The organism is Streptomyces sp. NBC_00435 (assembly GCF_036014235.1).
Classification (GTDB): Bacteria; Actinomycetota; Actinomycetes; order Streptomycetales; family Streptomycetaceae; genus Streptomyces.
Map to the genome: position 1 here is coordinate 6,518,809 of NZ_CP107924.1, position 18,416 is coordinate 6,537,224.

15 protein-coding genes and 1 riboswitch are annotated in these 18,416 nt (G+C 74.3%); of the genes, 6 read left to right on the plus strand and 9 right to left on the minus strand.

Translation table 11 applies throughout. The features are described 5' to 3' along the window. Window positions 1–7: 7 nt before the first annotated feature. Both OG389_RS29490 and cobN read right to left on the minus strand, forming a co-directional pair. A complete protein-coding gene (locus tag OG389_RS29490; RefSeq protein WP_328301491.1) occupies window positions 8–481 on the minus strand; it encodes a hemerythrin domain-containing protein in 474 nt (157 codons plus the stop codon). A gap of 30 nt (window positions 482–511) precedes the next feature. Continuing rightward, window positions 512–4,123 carry a cobaltochelatase subunit CobN gene (gene cobN / locus OG389_RS29495; protein ID WP_328301492.1) on the minus strand — a complete coding sequence of 1,204 codons (3,612 nt, stop codon included), beginning with the start codon at window positions 4,121–4,123 and terminating at the stop codon, window positions 512–514. Between the two features lie 53 nt (window positions 4,124–4,176). After that, window positions 4,177–4,277, minus strand: a riboswitch (cobalamin riboswitch). Window positions 4,278–4,485: 208 nt separating this feature from the next. On the opposite strand from cobN, the gene OG389_RS29500 reads away from it, so the two are divergent. From OG389_RS29500 to OG389_RS29510, 3 genes are read left to right on the plus strand one after another with little or no spacing between them, the layout of a single operon-like run. Beyond that, window positions 4,486–5,730 (plus strand): cobalamin biosynthesis protein CobG, encoded by a 1,245-nt coding sequence (locus OG389_RS29500; protein WP_443059362.1) that lies wholly within the window; start codon window positions 4,486–4,488, stop codon window positions 5,728–5,730. Next, window positions 5,727–6,374 (plus strand): precorrin-8X methylmutase, encoded by a 648-nt coding sequence (locus OG389_RS29505; protein ID WP_328301494.1) that lies wholly within the window; start codon window positions 5,727–5,729, stop codon window positions 6,372–6,374. The genes OG389_RS29500 and OG389_RS29505 overlap by 4 nt, the downstream gene beginning before the upstream one ends. Beyond that, window positions 6,371–7,945: a precorrin-2 C(20)-methyltransferase gene (locus OG389_RS29510; RefSeq protein ID WP_328301495.1), complete on the plus strand. Its 1,575-nt coding sequence runs from the start codon at window positions 6,371–6,373 to the stop codon at window positions 7,943–7,945. Before OG389_RS29505 ends, OG389_RS29510 begins: the two co-directional genes overlap by 4 nt. Before the next feature lie 55 nt (window positions 7,946–8,000). Here the strand turns inward: OG389_RS29510 and OG389_RS29515 are convergent, their stop codons facing one another. From OG389_RS29515 to cbiE, 4 genes are read right to left on the minus strand one after another with little or no spacing between them, the layout of a single operon-like run. Further along, window positions 8,001–8,633 (minus strand): hypothetical protein, encoded by a 633-nt coding sequence (locus OG389_RS29515; RefSeq protein ID WP_328301496.1) that lies wholly within the window; start codon window positions 8,631–8,633, stop codon window positions 8,001–8,003. Window positions 8,634–8,679: 46 nt separating this feature from the next. After that, on the minus strand, window positions 8,680–9,492 hold the full coding sequence (locus tag OG389_RS29520) for a cobalt-precorrin-6A reductase (RefSeq protein WP_328301497.1): 813 nt from the start codon (window positions 9,490–9,492) through the stop codon (window positions 8,680–8,682). Further along, on the minus strand, window positions 9,482–10,231 hold the full coding sequence (cobM, locus tag OG389_RS29525; protein ID WP_328301498.1) for a precorrin-4 C(11)-methyltransferase: 750 nt from the start codon (window positions 10,229–10,231) through the stop codon (window positions 9,482–9,484). The genes OG389_RS29520 and cobM overlap by 11 nt, the downstream gene beginning before the upstream one ends. Then, complete coding sequence (gene cbiE, locus OG389_RS29530) at window positions 10,228–11,541, minus strand: precorrin-6y C5,15-methyltransferase (decarboxylating) subunit CbiE (RefSeq protein ID WP_328301499.1); 1,314 nt, start codon at window positions 11,539–11,541, stop codon at window positions 10,228–10,230. Before cbiE ends, cobM begins: the two co-directional genes overlap by 4 nt. 345 nt (window positions 11,542–11,886) lie before the next feature. Here cbiE and OG389_RS29535 point away from each other — a divergent pair, with 345 nt between their 5' ends. The 3 genes from OG389_RS29535 (at window position 11,887) to OG389_RS29545 (ending at window position 16,120) form a co-directional block, all read left to right on the plus strand. Beyond that, window positions 11,887–12,843, plus strand: coding sequence for an oxidoreductase (locus OG389_RS29535; RefSeq protein WP_328301500.1), 957 nt, complete (start codon window positions 11,887–11,889; stop codon window positions 12,841–12,843). A 68-nt stretch (window positions 12,844–12,911) separates the two neighbouring features. Next, complete coding sequence (locus OG389_RS29540; protein ID WP_328301501.1) at window positions 12,912–14,486, plus strand: esterase/lipase family protein; 1,575 nt, start codon at window positions 12,912–12,914, stop codon at window positions 14,484–14,486. 137 nt (window positions 14,487–14,623) lie between these two features. Next, window positions 14,624–16,120 (plus strand): FAD-dependent oxidoreductase, encoded by a 1,497-nt coding sequence (locus OG389_RS29545; RefSeq protein WP_328301502.1) that lies wholly within the window; start codon window positions 14,624–14,626, stop codon window positions 16,118–16,120. Window positions 16,121–16,124: 4 nt separating this feature from the next. Here OG389_RS29545 and OG389_RS29550 read toward each other — a convergent pair whose 3' ends face one another. From OG389_RS29550 to OG389_RS29560, 3 genes are read right to left on the minus strand one after another with little or no spacing between them, the layout of a single operon-like run. Next, a complete protein-coding gene (locus OG389_RS29550; protein ID WP_328301503.1) occupies window positions 16,125–16,532 on the minus strand; it encodes a hypothetical protein in 408 nt (135 codons plus the stop codon). Continuing rightward, window positions 16,525–17,388 (minus strand): heavy metal-binding domain-containing protein, encoded by an 864-nt coding sequence (locus OG389_RS29555; protein ID WP_328301504.1) that lies wholly within the window; start codon window positions 17,386–17,388, stop codon window positions 16,525–16,527. Before OG389_RS29555 ends, OG389_RS29550 begins: the two co-directional genes overlap by 8 nt. Before the next feature lies 1 nt (window position 17,389). Further along, window positions 17,390–18,271: a heavy metal-binding domain-containing protein gene (locus OG389_RS29560; RefSeq protein WP_328301505.1), complete on the minus strand. Its 882-nt coding sequence runs from the start codon at window positions 18,269–18,271 to the stop codon at window positions 17,390–17,392. Window positions 18,272–18,416: the final 145 nt, after the last annotated feature.

The window sequence follows — 18,416 nt, forward strand, 5'->3', positions numbered from 1 at the left end:
CCTTCGGCTACCCGGCGGGCCTCAGCTCACCGCCGGGGTGGGCCGTGCGCCAGGCCTTGATGGAAAGGTCCCAGTCGTCGCCCGTCAGGGCGGTGAGGGAAGCGGGGAAGAGACCGTCCTCCTCCTTCGCGATGTGGTGGTGGAGCTCGTCGACCGCACGGCGCAGCTCCACCACGTACGCCGGGTCCGCCAGGTCCGCGCGGGAGAGGAACGCCGCCAGTTCCCGGTGCTCCCCGACCAGGGCCGCGATGTACGGCGCGTACTCCGGATCCTGCTCCATGACCGCGAACAGGCCGTCCTCCTCGCCCTTCCAGTGGGCGAGGAGGACGGCCGTCATGTCCGCGACGAGGGTGCTCGCCCCCGGCAGGTCCCCGGAGTCCAGGGCGCGCAGGGCGTCGCCCGCCGCATCCGTCACCGTCTCGTGCTCGGCGATGAACTCCTTGATCAGGGGGATCTCACGGCAGCCGCAGTAGTGGCACATGCGGCCCAGTGTGATCCAGCCGAGGGTCGGCTACTCGCTTTCCCCCTCGAGGTTGCCCTCCGTGTCGAGGTACACCTGGCGCAGCGCCTCCAGCACCTGCGGGTCCGGCTTCTCCCACATGCCGCGGGACTCCGCCTCCAGCAGCCGCTCCGCGATGCCGTGCAGGGCCCAGGGGTTGGCCTCCTCCAGGAAGGCGCGGTTCTCCGGGTCCAGGACGTACGTCTCGGTCAGCTTGTCGTACATCCAGTCGGCCACCACTCCGGTCGTGGCGTCGTAGCCGAAGAGGTAGTCGACGGTGGCGGCGAGCTCGAACGCCCCCTTGTACCCGTGGCGGCGCATCGCCTCGATCCACTTCGGGTTCACCACGCGGGCGCGGAAGACGCGGGAGGTCTCCTCGACCAGCGTGCGGGTCTTGACCGTCTCGGGACGGGTCGAGTCACCGATGTACGCCTCGGGGGCCGTGCCGCGCAGCGCGCGTACGGTGGCCACCATGCCGCCGTGGTACTGGAAGTAGTCGTCGGAGTCGGCGATGTCGTGTTCACGGGTGTCCGTGTTCTTGGCCGCGACCGTGATCCGCTTGTAGGCGGTCTCCATCTCCTCGCGTGCCGGACGCCCTTCGAGACCACGGCCGTACGCGTACCCGCCCCACACCGTGTAGACCTCCGCGAGGTCGGCGTCGGTGCGCCAGTCGCGGGAGTCGATCAGCTGCAGGATGCCCGCGCCGTACGTGCCCGGGCGCGATCCGAAGATGCGGGTCGTGGCCCGGCGCTCGTCACCGTGCACGGCCAGGTCCGCCTGCGCGTGGGCGCGTACGAAGTTGTCCTCCGCGGGCTCCTCCAGCGAGGCCGCCAGCCGCACCGCGTCGTCGAGCAGTCCGATGACGTGCGGGAACGCGTCACGGAAGAAGCCCGAGATGCGCAGGGTCACATCGATGCGCGGACGTCCGAGTTCGGCGAGCGGGATCGGCTCCAGGCCGGTGACGCGGCGCGAGGCCTCGTCCCAGACCGGGCGGACACCCAGCAGTGCCATGGCCTCGGCCACGTCGTCGCCCGAGGTGCGCATCGCGCTCGTGCCCCACAGGGACAGGCCCACGGACGCGGGCCATTCGCCGTTGTCCGTGCGGTAGCGGGTCAGCAGCGAGTCGGCCAGGGCCTGACCGGTCTCCCAGGCGAGGCGGGAGGGGACGGCCTTCGGGTCGACCGAGTAGAAGTTGCGGCCGGTCGGCAGGACGTTGACCAGGCCGCGCAGCGGGGAGCCGGAGGGGCCCGCCGGAACGAAGGCGCCGTCCAGGGCGCTGACGACGTGGGCGATCTCGTCGGTGGTGCCGGCCAGGCGGGGGACGACCTCGCGGGCCGCGAAGTCCAGTACGGCCGCCACGTCGGTGGAGTACCCGGCGGCGACCGAAGCCACCGCCTCCGGCGCCCAGTGCGCGTCCTCCATCGCCTGCACCAGAGCGCGCGCCGTCTCCTCCGCCTCGTCGGCGGTGGTGCGGGTGGCCGCGGACTCATCCAGGCCGAGCGCCTCGCGCAGGCCCGGGAGCGCGGTCGTGCCGCCCCAGATCTGGCGGGCGCGCAGGATCGCCAGGACCAGGTTGACGCGGGCGTCCCCGGTCGGGGCGCCGCCCAGCACGTGCAGACCGTCGCGGATCTGGGCGTCCTTGATCTCGCACAGCCAGCCGTCGACGTGCAGCAGGAAGTCGTCGAAGCCCTCGTCGTCGGGGCGCTGCTCCAGACCCAGGTCGTGGTCCAGCTTCGCGGCCTGGATCAGCGTCCAGATCTGCGCGCGGATCGCCGGCAGCTTCGCCGGGTCCATCGCCGAGATCTGGGCGTACTCGTCCAGGTGCTGCTCCAGGCGGGCGATGTCGCCGTACGACTCCGCGCGCGCCATCGGCGGCACCAGGTGGTCGACCAGGGTGGCGTGCACACGGCGCTTGGCCTGGGTGCCCTCACCCGGGTCGTTGACCAGGAACGGGTAGATCAGCGGCAGGTCGCCGAGCGCGGCGTCGGGGGCGCAGGCCGCCGACAGACCCGCGTTCTTGCCGGGCAGCCACTCCAGATTGCCGTGCTTGCCCAGGTGGATCATCGCGTCGGCGCCGAAACCGCCGTCCTCGGCACGGGCCTGGATCCAGCGGTACGCGGCCAGGTAGTGGTGCGAGGGCGGCAGGTCCGGGTCGTGGTAGATCGCGATCGGGTTCTCGCCGAAACCGCGCGGCGGCTGGATCAGGATGAGGAGGTTGCCGCGGCGCAGGGCCGCCAGCACGATGTCGCCCTCGGGGTTGGCCGAGCGGTCCACGAACATGTTGCCCGGGGCCTCGCCCCAGTGCCGTTCGACGCTGTCCCGCAGCTCGGCGGGGAGCTCGGCGAACCAGCGCTTGTAGTCGGCGGCCGGGATCCGGACCGGGTTGCGGGCCAACTGCTCCTCGGTGAGCCAGTCCTGGTCGTGGCCGCCGGCCTCGATCAGGGCGCGGATCAGCTCGTCGCCGTCACCGGAGACCAGACCCGGGACGTCCTCGACGGGGCCGAAGTCGTAGCCGCCCGCGATGAGCGTGCGCAGCAGTTCCACGGCGCTCGCCGGGGTGTCCAGGCCGACCGCGTTGCCGATGCGCGAGTGCTTGGTGGGGTACGCCGACAGGACGAGCGCGATCCGCTTGTCGCGGCGCTCGATGTGCCGCAGCCGGGCGTGACGCACGGCGATGCCGGCCACGCGGGCGGCCCGCTCGGGGTCCGCGACGTAGGCGGGCAGCCCGTCCTCGTCCAGCTCCTTGAAGGAGAACGGGACGGTGATCAGACGGCCGTCGAACTCCGGCACGGCGACCTGGGTGGCGGCGTCGAGCGGGGACAGGCCCTCGTCGTTCTCCTCCCAGGCGCTGCGCGAGCCGGTCAGGCACAGGGCCTGGAGGATCGGTACGCCGAGGCCGGCGAGCGCGCCCGCGTCCCAGGACTCGTCGTCACCGCCCGCCGAGGCGGTGGCGGGCTTGGTGCCGCCGGCGGCGAGGACGGTGGTGACCACCGCGTCGGCCGACTCCAGCTCCACGATCAGCTCCGGCTCCGGGGTGCGCAGCGAGGAGACGAAGAGGGGGAGCGGCTGGGCGCCGTGGGCCTCGATCGCCTCGCAGAGCGAGTGCACGAAGGCGGTGTTGCCGCTCATCTGGTGCGCGCGGTAGTACAGCACGGCGATCTTGGGGCCGGTGGTCCGCCCGGCCGTCCGCTCCAGCGGGCCCCAGGTGGGGGACGCCGCCGGGGGCTCGAAACCGTGACCGGTCAGCAGCACGGTGTCGGAGAGGAAGCGCGCCAGCTGGTCCAGGTTGGCCGGGCCGCCGTGGGCGAGGTAGCCGTGGGCCTCGGCGGCGATGCCGATCGGGACCGTCGAGGCTTCCATCAGCTGTGCGTCGGGAGCCTGTTCGCCGGTCAGGACGACCACCGGGCGGGTCTGGTCCGGGGCGAGGAGCAGGTCCAGGCCGTCCTGCCAGGCGCGCAAGCCCCCGAGGAGGCGTACGACGACCAGGTCGACGCCGTCGAGGAGACCGGGGAGGTCGTCGAGGGGAAGGCGTGAGGGGTTCGCGAACCGGTACGGGACGGGGCCGTCGGCGGCGGCGCGAGCGCTGAGCAGATCGGTGTCGGACGTCGACAGCAGCAGGATCATGCGGCGGCAGGCCTTCCTCGGGGTTTCCGCGCCCCGGGCAGTGAGGACGGCGGGAGTTCCTGGCTCGTCCGGCGGGCGGGGCCGCGCGGATTCACAGTGGCGGGACCGCGCCGGAATCACACCGGGCTTCCTCCCATGTCGCCGTCCTCGGCGATGGCGTCCTGTTGGCCGCCGAGGCCATCCTAGGGGGCCCGGGTGCGCGGGTGCGTGGCCGGGTACGGGGCCCTGGGCGGGGGCCCGGCGGGGCTGTGGGACGGGTTCGGCGGGTGGGGCCGGTGAGTGGGGCCGGTGCAGGTGGTGGGGCCGGTCCCGGGGGGTTCGGGGTGGCGATGGACACAGGGGGCGGGCGCACAATCGTGGGTATGCTCGCCGCCATGCCCACGCCCCCATCCGCCGCCCCGGCGCGCGACGAACCCGTCATACGGGACCGTGGTGACGCATGCCCCGGCGCGCTGCGGCTGCACGCGGCGGACGACGGCCACCTGGCCCGGATCCGGATCCCGGGCGGACTGCTCGACGCCGCGCAGGCAGCCGCGCTGGCGAGCGCCGCCGACCGGTTCGGCGACGGGCACCTGGAACTCACCTCGCGGGGCAACGTCCAGCTGCGGGGCCTCGCCGACGGGTGCGGCGCCGGGCTCGCGGAGCTGCTGGTCGCGGCCGGGCTGCTGCCCGCGCCCTCGCACGAGCGGATCCGGAACATCGTCGCCAGCCCACTGGCGGACCCCGCCCCGGTGCGCGCCCTGGACCGGACGCTCTGCGCGGACCCGAAGGCCGCGGCCCTGTCCGGCCGGTTCCTGTTCGCCGTCGACGACGGGCGCGGGGACGTCGCCGCCCTCGACCCCGACGTGACCCTGCTCGCGCAGCCCGATGACCGGGTGCTCGTCCGGCTCGGCGCCGCCCCTGACGCGGTCGAGGTGGCCTCGGTGGACGCGCCCGCGGCCGCGCTGGCCGCCGCCCACTGCTTCCTCGACGCCGCCTCGGACGCCGGCACCCGCGCCTGGCGCGTCGCCGAACTGCCCGCCGGATCCGCCCTGGGAGCGCAGGAGCTGACGGTTCGGCTGCTCGCGTCCGGCATCCCCGCGCGGTACCTGCCCCAGGCGCCGCGCCCCTTCTGCCCGCCGCCCGCACCCGGCCCGCACGGCGCCGCGCTCTGCGTACTGGTGCCGCTCGGCCGGCTCACCACCGCGCAGTGGCGGGAGCTGCCCGGCGAGCTGCGGATCACCCCCTGGCGCAGCATCGTCGTCACGGCCGGCGTTGCCGCTGCCGCCGTCAGCGCGGTCGCCGCCCGCGGGCTCGTCACCGCGCCCGGCGGGCCGTGGGAGTCCGTCACAGCCTGCACCGGCCGGCCCGGCTGCGCCAAGTCCCTCGCCGACGTACGCGCCGACGCGCGAGCCGTCGTAGAGCTGGCGCGGGGCCCGCTGCCCGTGCACTGGTCCGGGTGCGAACGCCGCTGCGGCCACCCGCGCGGCACCGCCTGGGTGGACGTGGTGGCCACGCCCGGCGGGTACGTGATCGGCGCGGACCCGGTGGCACCCCGTGAACTTGCAGTGGCTGTGGCCGACGCGCGCAGCCGACTCCCCATGTCCGTGGACGCAGTGAAGAAATGAGCGAGTACACCGTGTTTGAGTACGAGAAGGACGGCGCAGAGATCTACCGCCAGTCCTTTGCCACGATCCGCGCCGAGGCGGACCTCTCCGGGCTGCCCGCCTCGGTCGCACAGGTCGCGGTGCGCATGATTCACGCCTGCGGAATGACCGACCTGACACGGGACCTGGGCTACACCCCCGACGTCGTGCTGCGGGCACGCGCCGCCCTGGAGGGCGGCGCGCCGATCCTGTGCGACGTGCAGATGGTCGCCAGCGGGGTCACCCGCAAGCGGCTGCCCGCCGGCAACGAGGTGATCTGCACCCTCTCCGACCCGGCCGTGCCGGAGCTCGCCGCGAAGATGGGGACGACGCGCAGCGCCGCCGCCCTCGAAGTCTGGCGGGACCGCGGGCTGTTGGAGGGCTCGGTGATCGCCGTCGGGAACGCGCCGACCGCGCTCTTCCGGCTGCTGGAGATGATCGAGGAGGGCGCGCCGCGGCCCGCCGCCGTCATCGGCGTCCCCGTCGGCTTCATCGGCGCCGCCGAGTCCAAGGACGCCCTCGCCGAACACGCCTCCGGGCTCGACCACTTGATCGTGCGGGGCCGGCGCGGCGGCAGCGCCATGGCCGCGGCCGCCGTCAACGCCATCGCGAGCGTGGCCGAATGAGCGCCGGGAGCAGTGCAACGGCCGGAGCCGGGGGAACGGCCGGAGCCGAGGGAAGCGCCGCGGGCGCCGCAACCGCCGGCAAGCTGTACGGAGTCGGGCTCGGTCCCGGTGACCCGTCGCTGATGACGCTGCGCGCCGTCGAGGTGATCGCGGAGGCCGACGTCGTCGCGTACCACTCCGCCCGGCACGGCCGCTCGATCGCCCGCTCGATCGCCGCGAAGCACCTGCGCGCGGACCACGTCGAGGAGCCGCTGGTCTACCCGGTCACCACCGAGACCACCGATCACCCCGGCGGCTACCAGGGTGCGATGGAGGAGTTCTACGAGGCCTCCGCCGCCCGGCTCGCCGTCCACCTGGACGCCGGCCGCACCGTCGCCGTGCTCGCTGAGGGCGACCCGCTCTTCTACAGCTCGTACATGCACATGCACAAGCGGCTCGCCGACCGCTACGAGGCCGAGGTGATCCCCGGGGTGACCTCGGTGAGCGCCGCCGCCGCGCGGCTCGGCACCCCCCTCGTGGAGGGCGAGGAGGTGCTGACGATCCTGCCCGGCACCCTCTCCGAGGAGGAGCTCACGGCGCGCCTCGCCGCCACCGACTCGGCGGTCGTGATGAAGCTCGGCCGCACCTTCCCCGCCGTGCGGCGGGCCATGGAGAACAGCGGGCGGCTCGCCGAGGCGCGCTACGTGGAGCGCGCGACGATGCCGGGGGAGCGGACCGGCCGGCTGGCCGACACCGACCCCGGCAGCGTGCCGTACTTCGCCGTCGCGGTGGTGCCCAGCCGGATCGGCAACCCGGGCAGCATGCCTTCCGGACCGGGCGAGGTCGCCGTCGTCGGGACCGGCCCGGCCGGGCCGCTGTGGCTGACCGCCGAGACCCGGCGGGTGCTGGCCGACGCCGAGGTGCTGGTCGGGTACACGACGTACCTGGACCGGGTCCCGGCCAGGCCGGGCCAGATCCGGCACGGCTCGGACAACAAGGTCGAGTCGGAGCGCGCCGAGTTCGCCCTCGACCTGGCCCGGCGCGGCCACCGGGTGGCCGTGGTCTCCGGCGGCGACCCCGGGGTCTTCGCCATGGCCACCGCGGTCCTGGAGGTCGCGGCGCAGGACCCGTACCGCGAGGTGCCGGTACGGGTGCTGCCCGGCGTGACGGCGGCCAACGCGGCGGCGGCCGCGGCCGGCGCCCCGCTCGGCCACGACTACGCGACCATCTCGCTCTCGGACCGCCTCAAGCCCTGGGAGGTCATCGCCGAGCGGCTGGCCGCAGCGGCGCGCGCCGACCTGGTCCTCGCCCTGTACAACCCGGGCTCGCGCAGCCGTACCTGGCAGGTGGAGAAGGCCCGCGACCTGCTCCTGGAACTGCGCCCGCCGCAGACCCCGGTGGTCGTCGCCCGCGACGTGGGCGGCCCCGAACAGTCGGTCCGCGTCGTGACGCTGGCCACGCTGGAGCCGGGCGAGGTGGACATGCGGACGCTGCTGCTGATCGGCTCCTCGCAGACGCGGGTCACCGAGCGCGGCGACGGCACCAGGGTGACCTGGACCCCGCGCCGCTACCCGGAGGTCCCGGAGGCCTGACCGGCGCACCGGGCGCGTTCCGTGGCTTCGGCGGTGTCAGTACCGCCGTCCGGGGTCAGCACTGCCAGAGGAACGCGGCCCGGCCGCAGGGCTCGCATGCGTACGCGTAGGCGCTGCCGGCACCGAAGTCGGGAGCGGTGCCCGGGTCCGGACCCTCTTCCAGCTGGGCGGTGAAACCCATCGGGACGCCGCAGCCGGGGCAGTCCGGCGTCTCGTCGGCCTGGAGCCAGTCGGGGGCGCCGCCGAGCTGTCCGAGCACCTCGCCCACCGGGCGCCCGCTCCGTGCGGACCAGGCCGTGGCGGCGGACCGGTACTCCTCCGGCACCTCCGCGCGCTCGACCGTACGGACCGCCCCGAGCTGCCGGACGTCCCCGGCGCCGGCGGCCGGGAGCACGGGCAGCGGCATCGGCGTCAGCGCGGCCGCCGGCGGGAAGAGGTACGCGCGGTTGCCGCCCGCGGTGGCGCTCCAGGCCTCGCACCGGCCCGGACGGTTCGCGCACATGAAGACGGCGAGGACCCCGCGCCCGTCGTCGAGGACGATCTGGGCGATGAACTGGAGCGGCCCGGAACAGGCCGTACAGGTGGGCCACGGCGTTCCGGCCGGTGCCAGCGGAAGGCCGCCGACGCGGGTGACCGGGGCGTCGGGCGCGGCGGAGCCGTTGTGAATCAGCAGCGTGGTGGTGCTCATGCCGAGAAGGGTAGGCGGCTGCTGCGGAGGCGTCCCGTGGGCCGGGTCACCGCACCCGGTCGTCCTGTGCCGGAACCCCGGCCCCGCCCAGCCACCGCACCGCCGCATCGACGGACTCCGCCGCCGCGACCCCCTGCGGTACCGGCGGCCGGCTCACCACCAGGACGGGGATGCCGGCCTCGCGGGCGGCGGTCAGCTTGGGAGCGGTTGCGGAGCCGCCGCTGTCCTTGGTGACCAGGAGGTCGACGCGGTGCCGCGCGAGCAGCTCCCGCTCGTCGTCCAGGGCGAACGGGCCCCGGGCGAGCAGCACTTCGAGTCGAGGCGGCACCGGTCCGTCGGGCGGATCCACCGAACGCACCAGGAACCAGGGCTCGGTGAGGTGCGCGAAACTGTGCAGTCCCATCCGGCCGGTGGTCAGGAATACGCGGGAGCCGAGACCCGGCAGCAGGGCCGCGGCCCCGGCGAGCGAGTCCGCGACGTGCCAGTCGTCCCCGGGGCCCGGGCTCCATCCGGGGCGGCGCAGCGCGAGCAGCGGGACACCCGAAAGTGCGGCCGCCCGGGCCGCGTTGAAGCTCATCCGCTCGGCGAAGGGGTGCGTGGCGTCGACCAGGTGCGTGACCCGGTGGGCGGCGATCCACTCCGCGAGCCCGGCCGGTCCGCCGAAGCCGCCGATCCGGGTCCCGCCCGGCGGGAGCACCGGGGCGGCGACCCGGCCGGCCAGTGAGGTGGTCACTCGGTAGGGCGAGTCCCCGCCGCCGGTCAGCGACTGGGCCAGGCGGCGGGCCTCGGTGGTGCCGCCGAGGATCAGGACGTGGGGCCGGCCGGAGGAGTGCCCGGGACCGGGAGGATCAGCAGGCATGCCGGTCGCGCTCGGCGGAGTACAGGTGGCTGTCGCGGAACTGCTCGGCGCCCAGGGTGCGGCCCACCAGGATGACGGCGGTGCGGACCAGCCCGGCCTCCTTCACCTGTGCGGCGATGTCGGCCAGCGACCCGCGCAGGATCAGCTCGTCGGGGCGGCTGGCCATCGCGACCACCGCCACCGGACACTCGGCCCCGTAGTGCGGCAGCAGTTCGTCCACGACCCGGTCGACGTAGCGGGTGGCCAGGTGCAGCACCAGCAGCGCACCGCTGCGGCCCAGCGTGGCCAGGTCCTCGCCGGGCGGCATCGGCGTGGCCTGCTGGGCGATCCGGGTCAGGATCACGGTCTGGCCCACGGTGGGGACGGTCAGCTCCCGCTTCAGCGCCGCGGCGGCCGCGGCGAAGGCGGGGACGCCGGGGACGACCTCGTAGGGGATGCCGGCCGCGTCGAGCCGCCGCATCTGCTCGGCGACGGCACTGAAGATGGAGGGGTCGCCGGAGTGGAGCCGCGCCACGTCCTGGCCGGCCGCGTGCGCGCGTACGCACTCCTCGACGATCTCGTCGAGGTTCAGCCGAGCGGTGTCGATCAGGCGGGCGCCGGCCGGGCACTCGGCGAGCAGTTCGCGCGGGACCAGGCTGCCCGCGTACAGGCATACGGGCGCCGCGGCCAGCGTCCGGGCGCCGCGCACCGTGATCAGGTCGGCGGCGCCGGGGCCCGCACCGATGAAGTACACGGTCATATCGTCTGATCCACCATTTCGGGGAGTACGGCCGTTGTGGCGGTCGTGGCTGTCGGGGCTGTTTCGGGATGGGGCTTGGTGACCGACCACTGGGTGACGGGCATCGCCTGGCGCCAGCCCGTGAAACCGCCGACCGGTACGGCGTGCGCGACGGCCAGTTTCACCAGTTCGCCGCCGTGGCGGCGGTAGCGGTCGGTGAGCACCGCCTCCGACTCCAGGGTGACGGTGTTGACCACGAGCCGGCCACCGGGGGCCAGCGCCTCCCAGGCCGCGTCGAGCAGGCCCGGGGCGGTCAGGCCACCGCCGATGAACACCGCGTCGGGGGCCGGCAGCCCGGCGAGCGCCCCGGGTGCGGCGCCGGTGACCACGCGCAGGCCGGGGACGCCGAGCGCCGCCGCGTTACGGGTGATCCGCGCTGCCCGCTCGGCCACCCGCTCCACGGTCACGGCGCGGCAGGAGGGGTGCGTACGCATCCACTCGATGCCGATGGAGCCGGAGCCGCCGCCGATGTCCCACAGCAGTTCGCCGGGGGCGGGGGCGAGTGCGCACAGGGTGGCGGCGCGGACGTGGCGCTTGGTGAGCTGGCCGTCGTGCTCGTAGGCGCGGTCGGGCAGGCCGGGGGTCGCGCCGAGGCGGGGTGCGGGGGCGGCGGGGTCGCGGCGGCAGTCGACGGCGACCACGTTGAGGCGATCGCCGGGCGGGTGCTCCCAGCTGTGGGCGAAGCCCTCGTACGCGTCCTCGTGCTCGGAGCCGAGCTGTTCCAGGACCCGCATCCGGCTGGGGCCGAAGCCCCGCTCCCGAAGCAGAGCGGCGATCTCGTTCGGGGTCACCGCTCCGGGGCTCAGCACCAGCACGCGCCGGCCCTCGTACAGCGCGGCCGAGAGCCGGGCCACCGGGCGGCCGACGACGGTGACCACCTCGGTGTCCTCCACCGGCCAGCCGAGGCGGGCGCAGGCGTAGGACACGGAGGAGGGGTGCGGCAGGACGTGCAGGGCGCCCGGCCCGAGCTCCTCGGACAGGGCGCGGCCGATCCCGTAGAACATCGGGTCGCCGCTGGCCAGCACCGCGATGCGGCGGCCGGCGTGCTCCGCCATCAGCTTCGGCACGGCCGGGCGCAGCGGGCTCGGCCAGGCCACCCGGGCCCCGCCGCACGCATCGCGGGGCAGCAGCTCCAGCTGCCGGGGCCCGCCGATCAGCACCTCGGCCCCGGCCAGCGCGGCCCGGGCGGGGGCGGTCAGCCCGTCCCAGCCGTCGGCGCCGAGGCCGACGACCGACACGGGTACGGGGGGCGGTGGCGGTGCGGAGCTCACTGCGCGGATCCTCGGAGTACGGGAAGGGGATGGACCCGCAGCCTACTGCTCCCGGCGGCGCCCCCGGCCGGGACCCCTGGCCGGGACCCCTGGCCCCCCGGCCAGGCCCTCGGGCATCCCGCTGCGGGGGTGGAGACCCCGACCGGCCCTTCCCCTGTTCCCCGGGGGTCCGGGGCGGAGCCCCAGGACGGGTCCGGGCAGCGCCCGGAAGGGGGGAAGGGTGGGTGGGGGACTCCGGCCCGCGCAGCGGTGTGCGGCCGGGGGCGGGGCCCCCGGGGGGGACCCCGGGAGTAGGGTGCGGGGGCCGCGGCCCGACGGGGGCCGCAGGGGCGAGGAGGAGTCGGCATGCCGGGCTGGAAGGCTGCGCACATACCGGACCAGAGCGGCCGCACAGCCGTGATCACCGGAGCGAACAGCGGGATCGGCTACTTCGCGGCCCGCGAACTCGCCCGCCACGGCGCCTCCGTGGTGCTGGCCTGCCGGAGCGCCTCCCGCGGCCGGGCCGTCGAAATCGGGCTGCGCGCCGAAGTCCCCGGTGCCGACGTGCAGTTCATGCCACTGGACCTCGCGGACCTGGGCACCGTAAGGGAGTTCGCACAGGCCTACGCTCGCCGGCACGGCAGCCTCGACCTCCTCGTCAACAACGCCGGCGTGATGGCCCTGCCGTACGGACGGACCGCCGACGGCTTCGAGACGCAGTTCGGGGTCAACCACCTGGGCCACTTCGCCCTCACCGGGCTGCTCCTGCCCCAGCTCCTCGCCGCCGCGCCCGGCGCCCGGGTCGTCAACCTCTCCAGCGGTTTCCACATGTTCGGGGACGTGGACCACGAGGACCTCAACGGCGAGCGGAACTACCGGCGCTGGATCGCCTACGGCCGTTCCAAGACCGCGAACCTCCTCTTCACCCACGAGCTCGCCCGGAGGCTCGCGACCGCCGGATCCGGGATCGTCGCGGCCGCCGCCCACCCCGGCTACGCCTCCACCAACCTGCACGTCGCCGCGGCCCCGCAGGCGGGCACCACCCTCACCTCGCGCATCGCCGTCGCCGCCAACGGCCTCGGCATCCTCATCGGCAACGGTGTCCTCGCCCAGTCCGCCGCCTCCGGCGCGCTGCCCACCCTGTACGCGGCGACCGCGCCCGGGGTCCGGCCGGACGAGTTCATCGGGCCGCGGTTCAGCGTCCGCGGCGCGCCCACCCGTTCCTGGCGGGCGAAATGGACCCTGGACGACAAGTCCGGCGAACGGCTCTGGAGCGCCTCCGAAAAGCTCACCGGAGTCTCGTACACATCCCTATCGCGCTGAATCCCCGGGGGCTAGCTTGCTACTCGCCAGTCACTTCAGGCTGCCGAGTCGCATCCCCTGGGAGAGCCATGCGCAGATCCGCCCTGCCCGTGCCCCTGCTGTTCACGCTGCTCGTAGCCCTCGCCGCCGCGCTCGTCGCGGCCCTCCTCGCCGCCCCGGCTGCGCAGGCCGCCGCCGCCCGCGCCGAGCGGCGTACGCCGGTCGTCCTCGTCCACGGCTACGGGGACACCGCGTCCTCCCTCGACGGCCTGGAGGACTATCTGCACTCCCAGGGCTGGCTCTCCAGTGACCTCGCCGAGTTCGGCTACGACTGGGCCGCCACCAACGACTCCAACGCCGCCCGCTTCGGGGCCTTCCTCAGCGAGCGGTTCGGCAGCCGCCCGGTCGACGTCGTCGCCCACAGCATGGGCTCGCTGCTCACCCGGAAGTACCTGAAGGACGGAGGGAGTTCCCGGGTCCGCGCCTGGGTCTCGCTCGGCGGCCCCAACCACGGGGCGGGGGACGCCGCACCCTGCGGCCCCTTCGCCACCTTCTGCGACATCCACGCCGCCTCGCTCGCCGACATGACCCCCGGCAGCGCCTTCCTGGGCTCCCTCAACGCGGGCGACGAGACCCCGGGCGCCACCCGCTACACCACCTTCAGTTCCACCTGCGACCAGCAGATCCCGCCTGGCGACAGCCGTGCCCCGCACTCCACCGAGCTGGCCGGCGCCGTCAACCACGTCCTGCCGGTCGGCGACAGCGGCTGCCCCTCGCACTACGGGCTGCTCGGCAACGACTGGGTCCGCCGGCAGATCGTCGCCGAGTTCTCCAAGGACCCGGTCACCCAAGTCGACCTGAAGAGCGGCCCGTTCCGCATCACCGTCGACTCGGCCCGGTTCACCTCCACCGGAGAGAACGGCCCCGAGCTCTACGACGGCCTCACCCTCACCACCGACGGGACCGCCCGCACCCTGTGGCACCGGGACCGGGCCGGGGCCACGGCCTTCCCGGACCACGACCCGTGGTTCGGGCTCGACGACTCCACCCGGAGCCAGACCTTCGGCGGCGAGGCGACGGTCTCCGTCCACCTCAACGACGCCGACTACTCCGCCGGGAACAACGACGACGTGATGGCCGCCGGCCGCGTCCACTGGGACCCGGCCCTCGGCTTCGGCCGCTTCACCGCGAGAATGCTCGGCGTGGACGGCGGCGAGGCCTCCGTGACCTACACCGTCACCCCCGTACAGGGCGTACCCGCCTGCCGGGTCCGCGTGGACCAGGCGGAGCTGACCTACTTCGACGACGGTACGACCCGCCCCGCGCTCTACGGTGACATCGCGGTCCGGACCGGCGACGGTACGCGCACCGCCGTCTGGTCGCGCTCCGGCTCGGACCCGTCGACCTTCCCCAACCAGGGCAACCGCAGCAACCCCGATCCGTACTTCTACCAGCGGATCGGCTCGGGAGCGACGTACGGCCCCGGACCGGTCGAGATCGGCGTGTACCTCTCGGACTACGACGCCTCCTCGGCCGACGACCTGGTCGCCCGGGGCACGGTGGCCTGGGATCCGTACACCGACCAGCCCGGTGCCCGTACCAGCGATTTCTACGGGGACGACGGCGGGCACGTGAAGGTCACCTGGACCGTCCTGTGCCCCTGATCCCGCCCGGTCCCGCCGGCCCGCCGCTCCCGCTCCGGCGGGCGCGCCCCGGTATGAGACCGTGTGCCCCCGGGAAGCCTCCGGGCGCCCCGTCCGGGCCCTGACCCGGACCGGGCGCCCGCAGCACACTCGGCGGCATGGACGACGACGCTACGGACAACCACCCACGCACGACCCACTCGCGGGCCGACCCGCAGGCCGGCCCCCAGGCCGGTTCGCGGGCGGACCCGCAGGCCGGGGACCATGCGGTGGTCCTCGGCGCGGGCATGGCGGGACTGCTGGCCGCACGGGTGCTCGCGCGGCGGTTCCCCCGGGTCACCGTGATCGAGCGGGACGAACTGCCGCAGGGCGAAGCGGTGTTCCGGCCCGGACTGCCGCAGTCCCGGCACGCGCACGTGCTGTGGTCGCGGGGCGTGGACCTGATCGAACTGATGCTGCCGGGAATCACCGGCGAACTGGTGGACGCCGGGGCCCACCTCCTCGACTCGCCGCGCGACTTCCTCTGGCTGAGCCCGGCCGACTGGTTCGGTCCGGTGTCCGGAGCCAGAGTCCTGCTCGCGAGCCGGGAGTTGCTGGACCGGACGGTGCGCCGCGAGGTGCTGCGCGACGGGCGCATCCGGGTCCGGGCCGGCACCCCGGCCACCGGGCTCACGGCCGGGCCGGACGGCCGCTCGGTGACGGGCGTGGAGCTGCGGGACGGCGAGCGGCTGGCCGCGCGCCTCGTCGTCGACGCGACAGGACGCACCTCCAAGGCCACCGCCTGGCTCACGGAGCTCGGCCACCCGGCCCCGGAAGTCACCCGCTACGACTCCCATCTCGGCTACTCCAGCCGCTACTTCGCGATCCCCGTGGATCCGGGACGGCGCTGGCAGGGCATGTACGTGCAGGGCCGCCCCGACATCCCGCGCGGCGGGGTACTGATGCCGCAGGACGGAGACCGCTGGCTGGTGACCCTCATCGGCAACGGCAAGCACGCCCCGCCCGTCAAGGACGAGGAGTTCTTCACGTTCGCCCGGAGCCTGCGCAGCCCGGCCCTGTACGACGCCATCCGCGACGCGACCCCGCTCTCCGCGCCCACCGCCTTCCGGGGCACGGCCAACGAATGGCGGCACTACGAGCGCCTGGAGCGCTGGCCGGCCGGCTTCGTGGTCCTCGGCGACGCCGCCTGCCGGTTCAACCCCGTGTACGGGCACGGCATGACGGTCGCCGCGCTCGCCGCGGAGGCCCTGGCCAAGGAGATCCGGACCCTGAACCCGGGGCAGATCGCCGCCGCCTCCCGCCGGATCCAGCGCAGGACCACGGCGGCCGCCGCCGTGCCCTGGCAGATCGCCACCAGCGAGGACTTGCGGTACCCGGTGACGGACGGGCCGCCGCCGGACCGGGCGACACGGATCCTGCAGCGCTACATGGCCCGGGTGGTCGCGGGAGCCAACACCGATCCGGCGATCGCCGCCCGCTTCTTCGGAGTGCTGTCGCTGACCAGTTCGCCGGGCACCCTGCTCGACCCCGTCACGATGGTCCGGGTCCTGTCGAAGTGGCGGCTGCCGAAGGCTCCGGACACCGCCGACTATCCGGCGCACCACGGCCCGCCGGTGGGGCGGGGGGACAGGGTGGAGAGCCGGCCGCCGGCCTGACGGGTCAGGCCAGGAAGCGCTCGACGGCCGCACGGGCCCGGGCGTTCGAGGCCGCGGCGTCGGCCAGGGCCCGGGCCAGGGCGTCGATCCACTCGTCGAAGTCCACCTCGCGCCGGGAGAGCACGATGCCCCGCACCTCGTGGGAGATCTCCCCGGTCACCCGGCCCCGGTCCGTCCGCAGCGAGAGCCGCCGCTCCCCGAGCGTGACGTCCAGTTCGGCCACCGGTCCCTCGCGCCCGGCCACCCGCTGCGCGAGGGACCGGCGGCGCCTGATCCGTACGGCGCCGGGCGGCAGCGAGTCCACCAGCCTTGCCGACAGCACGTTGACGTAGAGGTGCAGGTCCGAGCTGTCCTGGCGCAGCGCCGCCGCGAGCAGTTCCACTTCCATGTCGGGCACCGGGGCGTCAGGCATCGAGACTCAGGACCAGGGACGGCCGGTCGATGACGTGGTCCTCGCGGATCGGGCGCACCGCGGTCCCGATGGCGAAGAACTCGGTGGTGTGCCCTCCCCAGGTGTGCGCGTGCTGGTTCAGCCGGACCGCCACGATCCCCTCGGCCTCCAGCGCCTCGCCCTCCGCACGCATGCGGCTCATCGCCAGCTCGCGCGCGTTGTAGAGGGCCTGGGTGAACGGCTCGATCTCGACGTTGCGGCCCGTGGTGCCCAGCGCCTGGGTGAAGCGCTGGTGCGCCACGTGGTAGACGCACGAGCCCATGACCATGTCCAGGGGTGCGTACCCGGCCCGGATCAGCGTCCAGAAGTCCTGGCCGGACAGGTCCGAAGTGAACGGCCGGCCCTTGTTGTTGAGCCAGGTCCCGCCCGGCCCGGGGTCCGCGCCGTCCGCCTTCACCGCCGTGCCGACCGCGATGAACTCGGCTATGTCGGAGCCGAATTCCTTGAACTCGATGTCGAGGCGCACCCCCACGATCCCGTCGGCCCCCAGCGCGGCCGCCTCCGCCTCCATCCGGCTCATCGCCAGCTCGCGCGCCTCGTACATGGCTGCGGACAGTTTGGTCAGCTCCTGGTTCTTCGACCACCGGCCGAGCTGGATGCCGACGTGGTAGACCGAGGAGCCGAGGACCAGGCCGAGCGGGCGGAAGCCGGCCTCCCGCACCAGCAGGAACTCGTTCACCGTCAGGTCGGAGGTGAAGAGCGCGCCCTTCTCTCCCGGCTGGAGCCGTGCCAGCCGCCGCATCGCGTCCTCGGACACACCCTCCGCGGCCGGCCGTGCGGATTGCGCGGCCCGTTCCCGCTCCGTTCGCTCGGTCATGTCAGTGTTCGCGCTCCAGTCTCATGATGGTCAGTGGTCGGGGTCCGGCGGGCCGCTCGGAGCGGCTGAACCGGGTGATGGAGGTGCCGAGAGCGAGCGCCTCGGCGACGAGGTCGCGGGAGTACCCGTAGTTGGGGCACAGGTTCTCGTCCACCGTCAGCTCCAGCTCGTCCAGCACGACCCCGTCGCCACCGTGCTTCGCCGCGTCGCGGGCCAGCTGGTCGCGGGCCTTCCGGCGGGCCTGGCCGATCAGCAGGGTGTAGCCGTCGACCTCCTGGTTCCCGGCGGTCCAGCGGGTCCGGCGGGAGGTGCGCCAGTCGTCGTGCCGGTTCTCCAGCGCGATGCCGAGGACGAGTCCGGTGGGAATCCGGCCGTCGTTCAGGAGCTTGGCGAAGTCCTGGCCGCCCAGGTGCGAGGTGAAGGGCTGGCGGGGCCGGACGCGCGAGCGGGCCCGGACGGCGGTGCCGAGGGCGGTGAACTCCAGCGTCTCCGGCGTGAATTCGCTGACCCGGAGCTCCACTCCGGCGATCCCGTCGCCGCCGAGCGCGCGGCACTCCTCCACCGCCCGTGCCAGCGCGAGGCGTCGGGCCGCGTACATCGCCCTGACCAGCGGGGCGAAGGACGAAGTCCAGGCCAGGGAGGGCTCCTTGGCGCCGTCCGCCGCCGCCGACCAGGCGCCCGGGCAGCCCCAGAGGCCGGTGAAGCCGATGGAGAAGACCGCGGTGCCGAGCACCTGCCCGACCGGGTCGAAGCCGACGCTCCTGATCGCCGCGAACTCCCCGGAGGACAGGGCCGAGTCCCAGGTGCCGCCCGCCCGGGCCGCCGTCGCCGCCGCCGCGCCGGCCGCGGCTCCCGGCAGACCGGTTTCACGTCGGTACGTCATCGGCTCCTGTGCCCTGGGTCTCGTGGCCCACCGCGCGGATCACGGCGACTTTCGGGAGCGTATGTCATCGGAGGGAACGGCGAAACGGTGATCATCGGCCGGACGTCCGGCCTGGTCGCCGCCGATCACCCCGATCAGGCGTGCC